The 18,095-nt window shown below is 34.4% G+C and carries 18 protein-coding genes; 14 read left to right on the top strand and 4 right to left on the bottom strand.

Annotated elements, in window-relative coordinates:
- Positions 1-12: 12 nt before the first annotated feature.
- The 9 genes from DIC78_RS07390 to DIC78_RS07355 all read left to right on the top strand — a co-directional run bounded on the left by DIC78_RS07390 (position 13) and on the right by DIC78_RS07355 (position 7,871).
- The gene (locus DIC78_RS07390) at positions 13-339 is read left to right on the top strand and encodes a YddF family protein (RefSeq protein ID WP_084992079.1); all 327 of its coding nucleotides are present in this window, start codon (positions 13-15) and stop codon (positions 337-339) included.
- 3 nt (positions 340-342) lie between these two features.
- A complete protein-coding gene (locus tag DIC78_RS07385; RefSeq protein WP_127695921.1) occupies positions 343-2,790 on the top strand; it encodes a CD3337/EF1877 family mobilome membrane protein in 2,448 nt (815 codons plus the stop codon).
- Positions 2,784-3,773 (top strand): bifunctional lytic transglycosylase/C40 family peptidase, encoded by a 990-nt coding sequence (locus DIC78_RS07380; RefSeq protein WP_084992083.1) that lies wholly within the window; start codon positions 2,784-2,786, stop codon positions 3,771-3,773. The genes DIC78_RS07385 and DIC78_RS07380 overlap by 7 nt, the downstream gene beginning before the upstream one ends.
- A gap of 14 nt (positions 3,774-3,787) precedes the next feature.
- Positions 3,788-4,294: a hypothetical protein gene (locus tag DIC78_RS07375; RefSeq protein ID WP_127695919.1), complete on the top strand. Its 507-nt coding sequence runs from the start codon at positions 3,788-3,790 to the stop codon at positions 4,292-4,294.
- 62 nt (positions 4,295-4,356) lie between these two features.
- A complete protein-coding gene (locus DIC78_RS07370; RefSeq protein ID WP_127695917.1) occupies positions 4,357-4,740 on the top strand; it encodes a cystatin-like fold lipoprotein in 384 nt (127 codons plus the stop codon).
- A gap of 220 nt (positions 4,741-4,960) precedes the next feature.
- A complete protein-coding gene (locus DIC78_RS07365; RefSeq protein ID WP_084992089.1) occupies positions 4,961-6,079 on the top strand; it encodes a Shedu immune nuclease family protein in 1,119 nt (372 codons plus the stop codon).
- Between the two features lie 229 nt (positions 6,080-6,308).
- Entirely contained in the window at positions 6,309-6,413 is a 105-nt protein-coding gene (locus DIC78_RS21560) for a response regulator aspartate phosphatase (protein WP_338021173.1), read from the top strand.
- Between the two features lie 231 nt (positions 6,414-6,644).
- Positions 6,645-7,415 carry a hypothetical protein gene (locus DIC78_RS07360; protein WP_084992091.1) on the top strand — a complete coding sequence of 257 codons (771 nt, stop codon included), beginning with the start codon at positions 6,645-6,647 and terminating at the stop codon, positions 7,413-7,415.
- A 42-nt stretch (positions 7,416-7,457) separates the two neighbouring features.
- A complete protein-coding gene (locus DIC78_RS07355) occupies positions 7,458-7,871 on the top strand; it encodes a hypothetical protein (protein ID WP_127695915.1) in 414 nt (137 codons plus the stop codon).
- Positions 7,872-8,052: 181 nt separating this feature from the next.
- Here DIC78_RS07355 and DIC78_RS07350 read toward each other — a convergent pair whose 3' ends face one another.
- A complete protein-coding gene (locus tag DIC78_RS07350) occupies positions 8,053-8,511 on the bottom strand; it encodes an SMI1/KNR4 family protein (protein WP_127695913.1) in 459 nt (152 codons plus the stop codon).
- A gap of 12 nt (positions 8,512-8,523) precedes the next feature.
- Complete coding sequence (locus DIC78_RS07345; RefSeq protein WP_127695911.1) at positions 8,524-10,320, bottom strand: T7SS effector LXG polymorphic toxin; 1,797 nt, start codon at positions 10,318-10,320, stop codon at positions 8,524-8,526.
- A gap of 391 nt (positions 10,321-10,711) precedes the next feature.
- Here DIC78_RS07345 and DIC78_RS07340 point away from each other — a divergent pair, with 391 nt between their 5' ends.
- The 3 genes from DIC78_RS07340 to DIC78_RS21550 all read left to right on the top strand — a co-directional run bounded on the left by DIC78_RS07340 (position 10,712) and on the right by DIC78_RS21550 (position 12,999).
- Complete coding sequence (locus tag DIC78_RS07340) at positions 10,712-11,887, top strand: Rap family tetratricopeptide repeat protein (RefSeq protein ID WP_084992097.1); 1,176 nt, start codon at positions 10,712-10,714, stop codon at positions 11,885-11,887.
- A 541-nt stretch (positions 11,888-12,428) separates the two neighbouring features.
- Positions 12,429-12,806: a type II toxin-antitoxin system HicA family toxin gene (locus tag DIC78_RS21670; protein WP_080481237.1), complete on the top strand. Its 378-nt coding sequence runs from the start codon at positions 12,429-12,431 to the stop codon at positions 12,804-12,806.
- A 16-nt stretch (positions 12,807-12,822) separates the two neighbouring features.
- Positions 12,823-12,999, top strand: coding sequence for a hypothetical protein (locus DIC78_RS21550; protein ID WP_003328187.1), 177 nt, complete (start codon positions 12,823-12,825; stop codon positions 12,997-12,999).
- 394 nt (positions 13,000-13,393) lie between these two features.
- On the opposite strand, the gene desA is transcribed toward DIC78_RS21550, so the two are convergent.
- Positions 13,394-14,422, bottom strand: coding sequence for a Delta(5) desaturase DesA (desA, locus tag DIC78_RS07330; RefSeq protein WP_127695909.1), 1,029 nt, complete (start codon positions 14,420-14,422; stop codon positions 13,394-13,396).
- A 934-nt stretch (positions 14,423-15,356) separates the two neighbouring features.
- Between desA and cspC (DIC78_RS07325) the strand changes: the two genes are divergently transcribed.
- Complete coding sequence (cspC, locus tag DIC78_RS07325; protein ID WP_010333136.1) at positions 15,357-15,560, top strand: cold shock protein CspC; 204 nt, start codon at positions 15,357-15,359, stop codon at positions 15,558-15,560.
- An 896-nt stretch (positions 15,561-16,456) separates the two neighbouring features.
- Positions 16,457-16,660, top strand: coding sequence for a cold shock protein CspC (cspC, locus tag DIC78_RS07320; RefSeq protein WP_010333137.1), 204 nt, complete (start codon positions 16,457-16,459; stop codon positions 16,658-16,660).
- Positions 16,661-17,533: 873 nt separating this feature from the next.
- On the opposite strand, the gene DIC78_RS07315 is transcribed toward cspC (DIC78_RS07320), so the two are convergent.
- Positions 17,534-17,995, bottom strand: coding sequence for a CarD family transcriptional regulator (locus DIC78_RS07315; RefSeq protein WP_101864051.1), 462 nt, complete (start codon positions 17,993-17,995; stop codon positions 17,534-17,536).
- Positions 17,996-18,095: the final 100 nt, after the last annotated feature.

Here is an 18,095-nt window from a genome sequence, read left to right as displayed (position 1 = left end):
GTTGAATCGTACATGGAAATAGCTTTCTTAAACTCTCTTGTTGTCACGAGTCCAGGCTTTTATAAAGCTGAAAAAATCACATTGGACGAAGTGAAACAATGGCTGAATCATTATGAAGGTCGGTACAAAAGTTTTATTGGGCATAAATCAACGGCACAGTTTCTGCAAAAATTATTAGGTATCAAGATTGAACAAAACCGAAAGACTTTTAGGCATATGAAATATCAAAAAGCCATCTGTTTCTCTTTGTATGAGCGATATCCCGAAAACGTGCTGCTAACACAAAGAGACTTAGAGAAAGCCAGATACCAATTTTATTTATTAACTCGATTAGATTAGGAGGTGGTTGTAATGAAAAAGAAAAGGATACTGATTGTGTCGGCTATCGTGTTGCTGTTTTTAACTGTCGCTTCAGCTGTAACAGTATTTTCGGCTGATGGAGATACCACCACTCAGCCAAAAGTCGAAAAAGCTGGCGGCGTTGAATTGAAGGTGAAAAGATTTCCTATCTCACGTTATCAAGCGAATAATGAAGCATCTGATGATTTAATCAAGGGGGCGTTTGTTGGGCTGACAAACGTCACTTTTTCTTTTGCAGGAAACATTGTCCGTGTGGTTGATGCGGGAATGGATATTTTATATAACTTGCAACCAATTGACGAGTTTGCAAACTCCATTACAAACGTTTCTAAATCAGTTTATAAAACCCTGAAAAAAAATTTCGGTGAAGCGTTATTCATCTTCACGTGTGGCTATGTCGTCTATCTGATCTGTGTTAGAGGTAGCGCAAAAGAAGCAATGCGACGGAGTATTCTATTTATTTGTGTCATGGTGATCGGCGGGCTTTGGATGTCAAACGCTGGTTATTACATGAAAGCGTTGAATGCCTTGTCTGTAGAAGCACAAGGAAAGCTTTTAACTGCGGGAAATGGATTGGTTGGCATTGTTCAAGATGAAGGGAATTTTGCAGATGGTTCTGCGATTGAAAAAGGAAAGGAAATGGAAGGTACAGTTGCGGTCATGCGTAACCTTTACTTTGACATGGCTTTAATGAAACCTTTTCTAATCGTGAATTTTGGAGAAACAATTGAAGCGAAAATTAATGAAAAAGGTGATCCGAAAAGTAAATTATCGAGAGTAGATAAATTGCTTTCATACAAATTATCTAAGGAAGGAGAAAAAGAAAAATTAGACTATATAGAAAGTGTAGAAATAAAGAAATATGAAAATGAGTCTATGACTGCTGGAAGTGCTTTTACTCAACTTGGGGAATCTTTTATCGCTGTAGTCTCCTCTATTGTCATTGGGATACCATTTTTAGCATTAGCGTTCTTTAACTTCTTGCTTCAAATTATCGCTTTAGTGATTGTATTCTTTGTGCCATTCGCTTTCATCTTAGCGTATGTTCCCCACTTAGCTTATTCGGGATTTGTTACACTTGGACGCCTAGGGAGTGTTTATCTACTTAAAGCGATGTTAGGAGTCATTGTTCTGTTTGTGTATGTCATTTGTTTTATGGTTGATACGTTAATTCCTCCTAATGGTTTTGGAAAGTACCTACTGAATGTTACTGTACTCGCTTTAATTCTTTGGATTGGTTTTGTGAAAAGGGATGCCATTATCAAGTTTGTGACTGCTGGAAAAGTGGTTTCAGTTGATAACAATATGTTGGAAAATATGAGACAAAACGTTGTTCAGCCTGCTTGGGAAAATGCGAAAAAAGTAGGAGGAGCACTAAGTACAGGAACGGCAGGCACATTCACGAATTTTGCAAAGAATTTTAGGGGAAGAAAAGCTGGTTCAGCTGATAGCGTAGATGGTACTCCAAGTGGAAGTGGCGGTAATTCACCGAGTGGGGCTGCTATGGGATATGATAATACTCATGCCATTTCAAGAACCCCGCAAAAAGAGACTGCTAACGGAATAGCTAGTCATAACAGTCGAAACTTAAAAAGAAATCCTCAAACTCTATCGAAAGAACAAGAGAAACAAAAAGAAGCATTTGCGAATGCAAAAGAAAATAAACAGCAATCCCATTTAGACAGATTGAGAAAAGACGGGATAAACTCTCCTATGCTGAAAGATGCTTTGAATGAAAGAAATGAGGAGTTATCCAAACGAGCACCTATCTTGCAGGATAAAAAGGATGAATCAGCACGAACAGATCAAAAAGAATATGTTGAACAGCTTCTTAAACAGCCCGATAATCAGCAACAAACTGACGATGCATCATTACAGCATGAAGAAGAATCTACTTTTAATCGTGCGCCTGTCTTACAAGAGAATGAAAAAGATACAGAACGTACTGATCAGAAAGCGTATGTTTATGAAGAACAAAATCAGAATCCTGAAACTGATCAGCAACAAGATTTTGAAGTCCAGAAAGATGATTCTGTTTCAAAGAGTGAGCCTGTAGCACAAGAGAAAACAGCAGACATCAAACGATCTGACCAAAAAGTCATGAAGAATCAACCTGAACCACAGCTCGGTTTTGAAAGTCCTCAATCTACAAAAGTAGAAAATCAATCTATTGCCAATAATGAACGAATAATCAGACCATCTGAACCCGCAAAAGTTCATTCAGATGGTATTCATGCTGAGAAAAAACAGACGGATGCACCTGCTGAAAGTAAGACTCTATTAAGAGAGAAACAGCCTTCATCACAAACCATTATGCGAACTGAACAAAACGTTAATACATTTGAACAAGTCTCGTTAAATGAAATTGCAAGACGCTCTACATCAAAAGTAGAAGATCGACTGAGAAGGGATGAAAGAACAAGATTATAAGTAAAAAGGTAGTTCTTTCTTTGGTGTTCTCGGCTCCTTTTATCTTCTTTTTTGTTTTATGTATCGCAGTGATTATGACGATTTCAAGAGAAAATTCAGTCGGGGACGATTTTATAGGCGGTGGGGATGGCGAATATGAAACGGTTGGCATTGCACCGGAGGTCGAACGATTTAGGGCTGTATTTGAGAAGTACGCCCGTCAGGAAGGCGTTTTTGATCAAGTGAATATTATTATGGCGCTCACCATGCAAGAAAGTGGTGGGCGTTCTTTAGATATAATGCAAAGTTCCGAAAGTATCGGCTTACCTCCCAACTCCATAACTGACCCAGAACGTTCGATTGAAGTCGGTATTAAACATTTTAAGAAGGTTTTTAAACAGGCTGGCGGTGATGTTCGTTTAACCTTACAGGCATACAACTTTGGTTCTGGATTTATAGACTATGTGAAAAAGAATGGTGGGGAATACACAAAGAAATTGGCACTTGATTTCAGCCGATTGCAAGCTTTTAAAATGGGCTGGAAAAGCTACGGTGACCCAAGTTATGTTGACCATGTCATGAGGTATGTGAAAGGCTCTGATAAAAATGTGAAGCCTGTGAATGGTTCTATGGATTTCTATGAAACGGTCATGAAAGAAGCTTTGAAATATGAAGGGCAACCGTATGCCTGGGGAGGTTCAAACCCGAAAACTGGATTTGATTGTTCGGGCCTTGTTCAGTGGTCTTTTGCGAAAGCTGGAATCACTCTTCCTAGAACAGCACAAGAACAACATGGGGCAACAAAGAAAATAAGTGAAAAAGAAGTGACTGCGGGTGACTTAGTGTTCTTTGGCGGCACATACGAAGGAAAAGCCATTACTCACGTTGGCATCTATGTAGGCAATGGCAGAATGTTTAATTCGAATGACAGTGGAATCGAATATTCTGATCTGAAATCAGGTTACTGGAGAGATCACCTTGTATCTTTTGGACGCATTAAATAACTAGGAGTGAAAACATGAAAACACATATTGCATGGGCTTCAGCTTGTTTATTATTGATATTGCTGACCGGATTTTTTACGAATGGACAGCAAACGTATAAGATTGAAAAGTTGAAGGATAAAAATGAAGTTCTGACAGAAAAAATCAAGGAATTGAACCAAATAGAATCCACAAGTAGCGCTTCGGAAAATAAGGCATTTTTTGAAGCGTTTTTTAATTACTCTGATATAGATAAACGGTATGAAACAGTTAAGAAGCATACAACCGAAAAAGGGTTTGACTATGCATTTCCTTCTCGTTCTGATCAAAAGCACACAGTCAGTGTGCAAAGTGAATTACTTTCATTAGAGAATTATTCAAAACCCTTAGATCAATCTCATGAATTGTTTTTGAACATTGTAGAAATCGCCACAACCGCAAATTCAGTTACTACGAATCAAGTGTTGATTGTTCAAACGACTATGAAAAAAGAGAAAGATGGTTGGTTAGTCGATATTGTGCAGGTTAAGGGAAATGGATAAAAAGTGGAAAAGATCAAATTGTTTGTTTATACTAAATATTGAAAAAGGAGGTAATGTTTATTTTGAAAAACCTTTTTATTTTCCTTAGTTTGATAATGATGTTTGTTTTAACTGCATGTGGCGGAAACAAATATGATGATGCGATTGATGAAGTTATTGGTCTTGAGAAAAAGAAAGATAAAGAATATGGCTTTGATACGGAAGGTATGGAGAGAGAAAATGCAATAGTTCGAGTTTTTGATGGTGGGAAATATATTCAGCTCGGCTTTTATACAGATAATCCAAATAGAGAGATAGCCCCTTACTCATATTATGAAAAGCTCGGTGATTCTTACAAGGAACTTGATCATATGCCGGGTAATGGAGAAAACGACAGACTGGGGCTGTCAAAGAAGATACCAGATTATGAAGAAGCAAAAGGTGAAGAAACTAAGTTAGAGGAGTAAACCATGTGTTTGCTTCTCTTTTTTTCTGTTTATAAAAGTATTGCGTGATGTTGGCGTCAAGTCGCAAAAGTATTGCTATGACTATACCACTATGTCTTTTCGTTTTTAAATGGTTCTTAATTTACAATAATAATAAAATATTGGATAAAGAATGGTATAATATTACTGTGGTATCTATAAATTCGAAATTGTCAGTTAAACAATAAAGGGGGATCAGCAGATGAAGTATTCTATTTCTCCAACATCAAGAGATTCGGCTTTTGGTGAAGATATTATATTAAGAGAATCATCAACTACCAGATTGTTATTTAGACCACAATTAATTAATAATGCGCACAATGAGAACGCATCTGTTAAAGGGTGTTTTATTTTTCAAAAGAAAAGAAGTAGTGAAAATTGGGAAGATTATAAAGAACTTGATTTAAGTAAATTAAAAGCAACCGAATGGGTTAAACTTGAGATCAGGTCGGAGGAAATGTTAAAACTTGTAACTGAGTTAGATATGTATTATAAAATCCATAGAGAATATGGGATTGAGCCTGGAGGAAGGAATTATTTTAAAATAAATAATTCAAGTTTAGAAAAGATTATATCAATGTTTAAAGAAGACAAAAGCCTTTTTGAGGCTTTATTGGATGAAGATACAGAACAATTATTAAAACAAACAGTTAAATGGATGGTAAGAACAAAAAATTCTGAAGAGATTATATCCAGATTGTTAGAAGTTCAAGATAATGAGCTGGATCAATTGAATAATCTTATTGGAATAACTAATATTAAAAAATTACTAGCTGTTTGGGAAGCAAATAAGGATAATGTCGATGAAGAATTTTGGCAAAAAATATTTAAAGATAATGCTTGGGTATTAAGCCAAGTCTTTGCAAGTCCCTTATTACTTTTTGATGAAAAAGCATATATCGGGGGAAAAGGATTAGGTAACAAAGGTGGTAAGGTTGTTGATTTTATTTTTCAAAATGATATTTCGAAGGATGTAGCTTTAATTGAAATTAAAACACCTAATACTAAGATTCTTTCCGGCGAGTATAGACAAGGGGCTTATTCAATTCATAGTGATTTAACAGGTGCAATTGTTCAGGTGCTTGCTTATAAGGAGCAGCTCCAGCGAGAATATGGGAACCTATTGTTAAATTCTGAAAGTGAATTTAAGGTTTTTAACCCTATTTGTGTTGTGATTGCAGGTAAGCTAGATGAGATGGAAAAGACCAAGCTACAGTCCTTTGAGTTATATAGAAAAGAAATGAAAAATATACTTATAATTACTTTTGATGAACTTTTTAAAAAAGTAAGTTTGTTACTTCAATTATTATCAGAAAAATAAAGTAAATCTACTCAGTTTCAGTTTGAATTGAATTAAAGATATTCTTGGGGAAAGTGAGAAAAGAGAGGCGTTAAGTCTTTCTTTTTTGTTCGTGATGTTACTGTCAAATCGCAAAAGAATTACTTATAATAGCAAAAAAAACGGCCGTAATTGAATTAATGTAAAAATTCATACATTAAGCGGAGATGAGGAATTGATAGGCGAATCTGGTTTTCATGACTAAGGGGAAATTCCATATGATCTTGTTATAAGAAAATGTAATGCTTGGTATACAGCAATTAAAAATGGTCGTGTTGAACAAGCTGATAATATAAAACAGGAAATGGAGAAATAATTCAAAATAATAGAAAGAAATCAGGATGCACTGTAGTATTTTCAGTTGTTAGAGTTTAGGCATGAAATCATGTTAAGTAATGTGAAATCAAAAACATTCATTCAAAAATATTAGATACTTACTTCTGTTTTAATAGCAAGGAATTAAATTACATAACAAGTGTTTTAAAGTTATTGTTATGGAGTATAATAATTTATATTCATAATAAAGGGAATAAAGGAGGAATTTGATGTGTTTGTAGGTTATAATTTAAGTTTAGAGACTGATAGTTTTTTAGAATACCGTAGTTTCGGTAACTCAAATTTTGAAAGTTATAAGAAAAATGTTGAAAAGGAATTAGACTTATTCATAAATGAAGATGGGGATGGAAGTATTTCTGGATCTAAAATACAAGATAATTGGTTTCCAGAGATAAATGCTGATATTTTTTTGTCCCATTCTCATGCTGATAAAGAAATGGCTATTGCTTTGGCTGGTTGGCTAAAAGATACATTTGACTTAAACACATTTATAGATTCTTGTGTATGGGGATATGCTGATGACCTTTTAAAAAAGATAGATAATAAGTATTGCAGGAATCAAGGAGAGAGTTCTTATAATTATGAGCTTAGAAATCACTCTACAAGTCATGTGCATATGATGCTTTCAACAGCTTTGACAAAAATGATTGATAAAACAGAGTGTGTAATATTTTTGAATACTCCAAACTCAATTGATAACAAGGATGTAATTAATCAAACGAAATCACCATGGATTTTTTTGGAACTAGCGATGACTGAATTAATTAGAAAAACAAAACCTAATAGATTAAATAAAAGTCATTATAGTGAAGTACAAGAGAACAAAAGTATGGTTATCAAATATGACGTACCAACTAAACATTTATATGACTTAAATAAATATGATTTAGATTCATGGGCGGAGGATTATAGTCGACGTTATCTGAGTGAACATGCATTGGATACGCTATATAAAAAGCACACTTTAATAACAAATGGTTAAAATTTTTAGGCATGGGTAATAATATTTTTGGAGGGATGTTGGATGAATGAAGAAAGAAAAATAAGACACTTAGAAATGATTCAAAATATAATAACTAGGTTGGCTTCAAATTCATTTTTAATTAAGGGTTGGACTGTGACAATTGTTGTAGGTTTATTTGCTTTTGCTAATTTTAAAGAAATGAACTCTAAGTTTATTATAGTGGCTTTAATACCGGTTTTGTTTTTTTGGGGGTTAGACGGCTTTTTCCTATATCAAGAAAAGTTGTTTAGGAAGTTATATGTACGTGTGATAAATTTACAAGTGGATAAAGTTAATTTCTCTATGGAAATTGAGTCTTTTAAAACTAAGTACGGATGGATTAAGGCGACAAAATCTAAGACGCTGTTACCTTTTTATCTCCCTATAATTGCAGTTATTTTAATAGCTTTATTCATTCCTACGGTGTGGAAATGAAATTATATATAATGTTGTCATAAGTGTAATAATAATCAGGGCTCAATCGAAGAAAGAAAAAACAACCGTAATGATACTTCATTTTATATTCTTGAAAACCAAAACCATACCAAAACTCTTGGTATGGTTTTTGTGTTGTAATTATTCAATCCAAAAAAACTTTATTTTGATGTTGTAAAGATTAATCTTCCCAATCCTCATCTTCGTCTAAGTCCTCTTTACCTTTTTCTAGTCGCTGATGAAAAAAATCAAGAAAATTACCTGCAGCTGTATAACCATATCCTTCATGGTTATCCCAAAGAATAACTGGGCACTCTCCATCTACCGTTCTGTTTGTATCAAGACAATAAGAGAATTCATCTATATACTCAATAACAACAAGACCTGGTATAAGATCGTAAAAAGTTCTGTATTCTTTTGTTTGCTCTACAACTTCAGCGCCTTCAGAGTCATAACCAAGAATCATTGTTCCATATGCACCACCAGAACCATACTCTTTTAAAAACCATTTATAACTTTCTGGAAGGGAAACCTCAAGTTCTTCTTCTATCTCATTAATCTCTTTATCACTGACTCCGCCAGTGATAATAGTGAATTCGTTGTTTTCTTCTAAAAATTTTTGTACTGTTGAGTAATCCATAAAAATCACCTCTTACTGTTGTTTTTCAAATTGTTGTGCTCTCCATTTCCAATATCTCTTTCTAAAACTGTCGTACTGAGAAGAAAGTTCGGGATTGTTTCTAAAACTTTGCCCGTTTTCCTTTAAACCATGGAGAATATTGTGATATTTTTTGTGTAGGCTTTCAGGAACTTCAACCATTGTACCAGGTTCTTCTTGGATTAAATGATGTAGGTTTATTTGTGTTCCATCCTTTGCAAAAGGTGCATTGCCAAGTTTCATTAGCTGAAGATTTGTTTGACCTTTACGGTTTTTTTGATTTAGGTCTATATCTTTTAACATATACACTTTTCGGCTTACGTCTTTTATATTTCCTTTAGCTTTCACTTTTCCTTCTATTTCAGCAGCTGTATATTTTTCTTTATTTAACCAAGGAACGTCAATATATTTCCCCGTAAAAGGTTTCCGAGTTACATCAGCTACCTTCTTGGAAAACTGATGATAAGATTTTTTATAACTCTCACCATCTATTGTGTTGAAAGGAAAAGTCCCTGAACCACCAGCCATTGCGTACTGTTGTTCAAAAACATTTGGTATTTTAACATATTCAATACCTTTTTTTATTCCTGCTTTTGAAACTTCAAGTGTCTTAATTGCAGCAGCTTTTGAACCGGCTTTTGCAACTTTGGATACTTTATCAATACCCTTTGAACCAACTAATACAAGAACAACAGTGCTGCCGACATAGGACACCCATTTTGCTCTGCTGTAGCTATCTCCATTAATCATATCACGTTGGAAAGTGTCTTCTATGTCTTTTGCTATGATCTTATAAGTATCGATTGGATGTAAGACTGCGTTCACCGTTCCCGAAAGCGTTTCAATAGGGTGCATTGCGAGTTGATAGAGACCCATCACTGTATCTTTACCGGCTTCATACATTCCAACTGCAATACCTTTTCCGATTTCGGCTTTTTGTTGAAGTTCTTCGAGTTGGCGGAAATAAACTTGCTGGTCAGGTTCCAAATTCTCGTATCCTATTTTCTTCGCAATTTTTAAATACTCGTCTGGATCTGTTACCTTTACAAGCTGTTTTTTCAAATCTTTTATTTCGCGTTCTTTAGCTTCTTCTTTTTTGATCTTCAAATAAGCTTCAGATTGCTTCTCGATATCGCTTTTTTTCTTATATATATCGCTCTCACGATATGCCTTGGCATTATAGTGAAGGGGTGTAGCATTCTTGCCCTTACCTGTTGACTCCTGTAACTTTTGAAAGTCAGCTTTAATGAATTGTTCGTTAGATTCAGTTATTGCATATTCAGTTTTTAAGTTTTCGTCTACATCGTCTATTTTCTCAACAGTCTTCTTCCGTTTGTTTTCGGTAGAAGAGAGCTCATCCTTAAAAGTCTCAGTTGAAAATAAATCAAGTGGAAGAATGTCATCGATATCATTAAGAATATCTTTCATTGCTTTCTTCTGCTCAGACATAATTGATTTTGATTTTTTATATGCGTTTGCTAATTCATGTTCTAAGAAGGATTCCTCGATATATGCATCATATAAGCTGGCATCTTCTAAAACACCGGAGATACTAGTAAGGAAAGCGATCTTCATTTCAATTAAATCAATCCATTGATCAGCGACACCCACATGATCGTGATAAAATGCTTTAATATTGTTTGCTCCCTTGCCAGAGAACTCACTGTCATTCAGATCAGCAACAGCCTTAAATGCTTTTCTTAGCTTCATCATTTGATTTTTCAACTCTTTATAATCTTTTGCTCGGTTATCAGCTTCAGATAACAAAGACTTAGTTTCAAATACCTTCATTGTCCAATCCTTTCGGAGATTTGATATCTAAATATTACCATGGAATGGGAATGAAAGTTCGAAAAAATTGAATAAAGTGAGGGAACATAAGTTAGATCATTTGATCATAATTAGAGTTAAAGGGGTTCGGAAGGAGGGTGTACTACAATTCTTACATATGTTAGAAATCTAAAGTGAAGTTAGAAAGTACCAGAGACATTAAGTCTTTCTCTTTTAATGTTCACAAGCTTGATGTCAAGTCTCAAAAGAGTTGCAATGACCGCAAAAAAACCGAAAAGGAGTAGATATAATGTACCTTTTTGCAATTCATCTTTGTATACTTAATTAAAATCTGACATAATACAATTAATGTAAAAATTATCATAATTTATGTAAGGGTGGGGGATACTTCTTGCGTCCGTTTCTTCTAGATAAAACTAAAATTCCGTATGATCTAGTTACGAAAAAATTAAATGCTTGGTATACTTCGATAAAGAATGATCAAGTTGAAAAAGCTGAGAGAATAAAAAAAGAAGTAGAAGCTGAATTAGTAAATATGGAAGAGAACCAAGACGCTCTGTTATATTATCAATTGTTAGAATTCAGGCATGAGATAATGTTATCTTATATGGAATCGAAAGAAATAGATGATCTAAATAGTGCTTACGAGACAATAAAGGAAATAGAAGAGCAGGGGCAATTGACAGGGATGCTTGAATATTATTATTTCTTTTTCTTGGGTATGTACGAATTTAGACGAAAAGAGTTAACAACTGCTATAAGTGCTTATAGGATTGCTGAATCTAAGTTATATCAGGTTGAGGATGAAATAGAGAGGGCAGAATTTTTCTTCAAAGTGTCGTACGTTTATTATTATATGAAACAGACTTATTTCTCAATGAACTATGCTAATCGAGCACTGAAAATATTTAAGAAATATGATGAATATGCTGTTCAGACAATGCGATGTCAATTTATTGTAGCAGGTAATTTGATTGATTCTTTAGAGTTTGAAATGGCTTTACAGCAATTTTTAAAGGCTTTAGATATTGCAGAGGATATAAAGATTGATCATTTGATTGGTATGTCTCACATGAATATTGGAATTTGTTATGAGGAATTAAAGGATTATGATAATGCTGCTAATCATCTAGATTTATCAATTGAAATTTTTGAAAAATCTGAACACATCTTCCTAACAAAAGCTTTATTTGCTATGGCTCATGTTGAGGCGAAAAGAAATAATTTTAATGTTGCTCAGGAATATTTTTTGCAGGGTAAAGAGGTTGCTGAAAAGAACAAGGATAAGGAATACACAGCAAAGTTTAAAATTTTGGAAGGACTTTATTTTTCGAATGGTGAATATCATTTAATTAATGAAGCATTTTCTTATCTTGCGGACAGAAAAATGTTTGCTGACGTTGAAAATTTCGCTACCGAAATCGGACATTATTTTCATCATCGAGGAAATTTAGAGTTATCAAATGAGTATTATCGTATTAGTATTGAGGCGAGACGAAGAATAAAGAAAGGAGAGATTATAAATGAAGATCAGCCGAATTCTATTGACAGTAATGGTATTCAGTAGTCTCTTAACATTTAATAACTTTTTAGATGGAGACAGTGCTTCAAATGGTGATTTTAAAACTGCCGCAGATCGAGTTGGTGCATAAAAAGGAAGGTGATTAGACCTTCCTTTTTTATTTGAGCGGACAGCTAAATTTGTGCCCCAAAAATAGATGATATAAATCGGTGTAAATCGGGTATATAACTATAAACTATGATACATAGTTTTATTTGAAAGATTACAATTGTTTAAGTACAGTTTATTAATTTAGGAAAGCTGATTTCTTTCATACATAGCCACTCTTTTAATTTGTCCTTAACCCGAAGTGGTTAGATAAGAAAAACGCCAAGTTATGAAGAGAATAAAGGTGAAGAAGTTAGTAGAACTAGACTAAACCATTAAAGCAGGTATATACCTGCTTTTTTCTGAGGACATTTGAAGTTATAGAATATATAAGTATATTTCACTAAAGTTAAGGGGAATTTAAGGAAAAATTAAGGTAAATGCTACAATAATAAGATATAATATCCTATGTAAACTATTACATTAGGAGGAAAAAACTTTGAAAAAGTTATCAATGTTTTTATTATCATTCACTATACTATTTGCAGGTCTATTTGCAGCAACTGAATCAGCTTCGGCTACAAAATATGTTAAAGTTGGTAATAAGAAATTTTCTATGACACCTACTCTGAAAGAATTGGGTATTAAAAAACCTAAAGTAATGAAGGCTGAAATGCCATGGGGTACTGGAGCTGCAAGTGCTAAACAAGTAATTAAATTTTTGAAATCAAAAGGGTTTAGTGTTGTAAGTCAAAAGGGTAGTCATGTTAAATTAAAAAACTCCAAAGGAAAGACAACAATAGTCCCTTCACATGGAAATAAAAGCTTGGCTAAAGGGACATTGAATAGTATTCTTAAACAAGCTGGAATAAAATAATAAAGGAAGTGATATTTTGAAGCAATCCGGTGTTAAGATAGAAGGTGTTATATACTCGCTTGAAGGAGATTTAGGACACAATAAATTTTTGGATGAATTTTTGGAATTTATAGAGAGTAAAGGTTGGCAATTTGGAGGAGGAAGTTTCCAAGTTGATGAAGAAGGAAAGCACATTGATGATATAGATGATTAATTTTTTAAAGGCGTTGAATTTCCTCGATGCCTTTTTTTTGTTAGAAGTGGGGAAGAAGAGGGTCTTTTGCTCACCAATTATTAACCATAATTCATATAAATCTATAGAAATGATGTAAAATAAGAGTAGAAAGTGTAATGAAAACAAGCTTTCATAACCAATGTTATAGATTTACTATGTTGAGGGCCTAGTGGGTGAATAACCCGTGGAGGTTCAAGTCCTCTCGGCCGCATCCCAATAATACCAAGGGTTTAATCACCTTTGGTATTATTTTTTTGTTGCAAGTGTATCCTGGCATTAAAAAAGTGCTGACCCCTGCACAAAACCTTTGCGCGAGTCTGCACTTTTATTTTGCAAGATACACTGCCCCTTATCTCGATTAAGGGGAGTTTATTTAATCCGTTTTTAGCCGCACTGATACTTGGCTTTTAGGAGCTTTTTTTAAATGGCTAAAACCTACAAATTTTTTGCCTTCTTCATCCCATAGGCGGAACTTTAACGACTTCAGACTTGTTGCCAGTGTAATGGTCGGAACGTTTTGCAATGGTTCAGTGCTGTTATGTACTTCTTCAAGCTTATAGTTTGGGACTCTCGGGCTTAAATGATGAACATGATGGAAACCGATATTGCCTGTTAGCCATTGCATGATTTTTGGCAGCTTATAAAAAGAGCTTCCTTCCACTGCTGCTTTTACATATTCCCAATGCTTATCTTCTTCAAAATAAGAATCCTCAAACGTATGCTGGATATAAAACATCCAAATTCCGAGGGATCCCGATACCATAAAAATTGGTGCTTGAACCAGCAGGAAGTTTTGCCAGCCGATTGCCCAACATAAAAGTGCTGCGAGAACGACGATCCCCAGGTTCGTTACATACGTATTCATCCGTTCTTTGCGTTTTGCCCCTTTACGGTTAAAACGATTGGTCACCCCGAAGACGTAAATCGGCCCAATAATAAACATGACAAACGGATTTCTGTACAAACGGTACATTATTTTTGTCTTCGTTGAGGCTTCCTTATACTCCTCAACGGTCAGTACCCAAATATCGCCTGTACCGCGTTTGTCCAGGTTGCTGCTTGTCGCATGATGGACAGAATGGTCGTGTGCCCAATGATCAAAAGGATGCAGAGTCAGAATTCCTGTTATTGTTCCAATGATTCGATTCGCCCTTCTGTTCTTAAAAAAGGAATAGTGGCAGCAATCATGAAAAATGATGAAGGTTCTCACCAAAAACCCGGCCGCAACGACAGAAATTGCTAATGTAAGGAAATAAGAAATTGACAAGCTCTTATATGCCAAAAACCATAACAGGAAAAATGGTCCCAATGTGTTAATGATTTGACAAATACTTTTTTGTAAATCGGACTTTTCGTAAGGGGTAACCAGTTTTCTCAAAGTCCTTAGGTTTTCTTTATTCATTTATTAAAGTTTCCCCTTCCTAATGTTCTTAAGCTCAGTATAGAAAACGTTTTATTCCCTTTGAAGTCCCAGCTGTCATACTCCATATATGATACGTATCATGGTTTTGTTATAACTCGCCAGCCAGCTAAGGATCCTTTTCAAAAGCTGTTAAATGAATCAGTTTTCCAATCCCTCTGTAAAATGATTGGAAATGTGAAACTGATTTCCAGCTTAATTAAATCTTTATTAGCAGAGGCAGCCAGGAAACAAAAGTCGTATAAAGATTATACCCATCTCTTTATCGGACCAAACTCTCTCCTGTTCCCCCATGGGAATCGATCTATTTAGACCGTGAACCTTGATTGAGGAACAAACTTTACAAGTGTAGAATATGGATTGATTTTTGAGAGTCAAAATAAAGTAAGCTGGAAGACCTTGAATTTTCTAGTTGCTTAATTCAAAAGGCTTTGGAAAGTGGTAATGAAGAAAAGGAAGATGATTTGAGATCAAGTTTTATTTTTTTGAGCATATTGGCAAATGGGGGTAGACAATGAGTAACGTTTGCAAACATCTGCAGAAATAAAGCTTTACCAGTGAACAGCCCTGTTTGTAGCACTTAAATAAGAATCAGCTGAGCTTTGTAAAGAAATCTTTAACAATCAATAATGAAGTACGATTAAGCAAAAAAAAAGGGCTGAAGGCACTCGTGATTCATTTTCAAGGTGTTTTCAAACCATCGTTAATGAAGGCCTCTTATTCTGCATGTTTAACAAATAATGCCATAAATAAAACAATAATATTAATTTGCATTTATTTCCGTTTCATGTTAAGATAAAGTAGAATTATTTTTGTTCGTGTAAAGGATAGTATGAATATTGACTTTTCGTCTTGATGATACTTTGGGCAGGGATAGTAATTAAAATGTGTGGTAACGCACTAGGAGGCAACAAAAATGGAACAAGGTACAGTTAAATGGTTTAATGCAGAAAAAGGTTTTGGATTTATCGAACGTGAAAATGGAGACGACGTATTCGTACACTTCTCTGCAATCCAAGGTGACGGATTCAAATCGTTAGACGAAGGTCAAAAAGTAACGTTTGACGTTGAGCAAGGTGCTCGTGGAGCTCAAGCTGCTAACGTTCAAAAAGCTGCTTAATCTTAAATGTTTATAGAAAAACAGGCTCTTAATATAGGGCCTGTTTTTTTGCGTTCTCTGTATAATAATCAAACTCAATAAAAAACCCTACTCAACGTTCGAGTAGGGAGATGTTACAAGGTAATAGCAAAAGATTTAACGCTTCAAAGGTTTGTTTATAGTATAACATACTGGATTGACAATATGCGGAATGTATATAAATTATTTATTTTTCTTTTCGAATACAATTACATACTATTCATTCTTTTTTCACTAACCTGTGGGAATCGGTTTATTTCGACCGTGAACCTTGATTGAGGAGCAAAACATTACAAGTAAGGAAATACTACCGTAAATACGGATTGAATGTTGTGTGTCAAAATGATTAAAAGGCTTTGGAAAGTGGTAATGAAGAAAAGGAAGATGATTTGTGGTCCAAGTATTCTTGGCAAACGGGACTAAACAATGAGTGACAGTTTGGAGACGTCTGTAGAGATAAGCTTTACTAGTGAACAGCCCTGCTTTTAAAAGAATATCTTGCACTTGAACAAGAAACAGCTGAGCTTTTTAAGAAATTTTTAAACAATCAATAATGAAGTACACACTCGTGATTCATTTTCACGGGGGATCAAACCGTAGATATTAATAAGCCCTCTTAGATCATGTTATAAATTCAATACGGGATTATTGACATTTTTTATTTCGCTTACCGCTTCTGCACAGTATCCACACCTTTATCAAATATGCCATGATTTAAACGATAATATAATTGCCATTATTTCCGTTTCGTGCTATGATAAAGAAAGATTATTTTTGTTCGTGTAAAGGATAGTATGAATATTGACTTTTCGTCTTGATGATACTTTGGGCAGGGATAGTAATTAAAATGTGTGGTAACACACTAGGAGGCAACAAAAATGGAACAAGGTACAGTTAAATGGTTTAATGCAGAAAAAGGTTTTGGATTTATCGAACGTGAAAATGGAGACGACGTATTCGTACACTTCTCTGCAATCCAAGGTGACGGATTCAAATCGTTAGACGAAGGTCAAAAAGTAACGTTTGACGTTGAGCAAGGTGCTCGTGGAGCTCAAGCTGCTAACGTTCAAAAAGCTTCTTAATCTAACTCGTTGATAAAAACAGGCTCTTAATATAGGGGCCTGTTTTTTTGCGTTCTCTGTATAAAACTCAATAAAAAACCCTACTCAACGTTCGAGTAGGGAGATGGTACAGGTAATAGAAAAAGATTTAACGCTTCAAAGGTTTCTTTACAAGTATAACATACTGGATTGACAATATGCGGTAATGTATATAAGTTATTTATTTCTTTTCAAACACACCTACATCTTATTAGGAAGCAAACTTTCACGAAATTTTAAAAATAATAGCCAACTCTAAATGTGTCGTGTACCAACCGCCGCTAAACGGGAGTCAACCATGATCATTCCGACACTCTTCTTTTTTTAATTCATGACCAGCAGTAAACAAAAAGGATCATTCCTTTTCGTAAAGAATCATCCTTTTCTTCGTTCATTCAACAATCTTTATGTATTGTTGATTAATCTACAAAAATTCCACCAACTTCAATTTTTTCATAAAACTGATCCTTATTAGAAGTAGGTTTCTTTAACTCGTGACTGTCGCAGTGGATATAGAAATTCTTAAAGATAAGAGGGGAGATTGATTGATTTTTTTTCTAGAAATAATCAATTAGATATACCTAACACAATGAAAGCCCTACCTCTCTTCCATCCTTACGGCTCCTTGTCCGTGCCAGTGTGAATCAGGTACAAAAATCAAGCGATTATTTTTCGAATTATTTGATAAAACTTCAAATGTTCGTAGAAGAAATGTAAATCATAAAAATGGATTAGATTGTAGGTATAACAAAAGAGGTTAATGTTCTAAACTAAGTTGAACGTCTTTGAAATGATTTACTTTTAATCATGATATTCCCGAAAAATTCAGAATGTTTTTGGAATGTAATATCAACCTTAACAGAAGCTTTTTATTTGATTTTCAGTGATTCCTTTAATTACTTCCAGTTCACTGATCAAAAATTCATATGCATTATCCAACATTTTTTTTTCGCTTGAATTAAGTGCTTTTTCTTTCTTCATACGCATTAAATCACGTACAACTTCAGCACCTTCTTGTATTTCACCCGTTTTTATTTTGTTCGTGTTTACTTGATACCTTTGTTTCCACGGCAGTAACCTATCTGATTCTCCATGCTGAAAAATGTGTATAATGCGTTTTAATGCAAGTATATCAGTAACTGGTCGTATACTTGAACTCAATATTTTACGTGTTGGAATCATAACTGTCATATTACTGATTGACATTTTTATGACATAATACTGTTGTTTTTCATCTAAAAATTCTTTTTCTTCTATGGCTTCAATTATACCTGCTCCGTGCATTGGATAAACAATGTTATCGCCAATTTGAAACATATTATCCACCTCCATGTATGGTAACCTTCTTAAGCTTACCATACATGGAGGTGGATAATCAAAATATTTAATAATAACATGATAATATTTTTGTTGTCAA

This window comes from Bacillus halotolerans (assembly GCF_004006435.1).
Lineage (GTDB): Bacteria > Bacillota > Bacilli > Bacillales > Bacillaceae > Bacillus > Bacillus halotolerans.
The sequence above is the reverse complement of the archived record's forward strand: the minus strand, read 5'-3'. Positions and strand labels throughout refer to the sequence as shown.

Coding starts and splice junctions, on each gene's coding strand:
- DIC78_RS07365 (WP_084992089.1), top strand. CDS start 4,961: ATGAAGTATTCTATTTCTCCAACATCAAGAGATTCGGCTTTTGGTGAA.
- cspC (WP_010333136.1), top strand. CDS start 15,357: ATGGAACAAGGTACAGTTAAATGGTTTAATGCAGAAAAAGGTTTTGGA.
- DIC78_RS07345 (WP_127695911.1), bottom strand. CDS start 10,320: ATGAAGGTATTTGAAACTAAGTCTTTGTTATCTGAAGCTGATAACCGA.
- DIC78_RS07350 (WP_127695913.1), bottom strand. CDS start 8,511: ATGGATTACTCAACAGTACAAAAATTTTTAGAAGAAAACAACGAATTC.
- DIC78_RS07315 (WP_101864051.1), bottom strand. CDS start 17,995: ATGTTTCAAATTGGCGATAACATTGTTTATCCAATGCACGGAGCAGGT.
- DIC78_RS07375 (WP_127695919.1), top strand. CDS start 3,788: ATGAAAACACATATTGCATGGGCTTCAGCTTGTTTATTATTGATATTG.
- cspC (WP_010333137.1), top strand. CDS start 16,457: ATGGAACAAGGTACAGTTAAATGGTTTAATGCAGAAAAAGGTTTTGGA.
- DIC78_RS07390 (WP_084992079.1), top strand. CDS start 13: ATGGAAATAGCTTTCTTAAACTCTCTTGTTGTCACGAGTCCAGGCTTT.
- DIC78_RS07355 (WP_127695915.1), top strand. CDS start 7,458: ATGAATGAAGAAAGAAAAATAAGACACTTAGAAATGATTCAAAATATA.
- desA (WP_127695909.1), bottom strand. CDS start 14,422: ATGAATAAAGAAAACCTAAGGACTTTGAGAAAACTGGTTACCCCTTAC.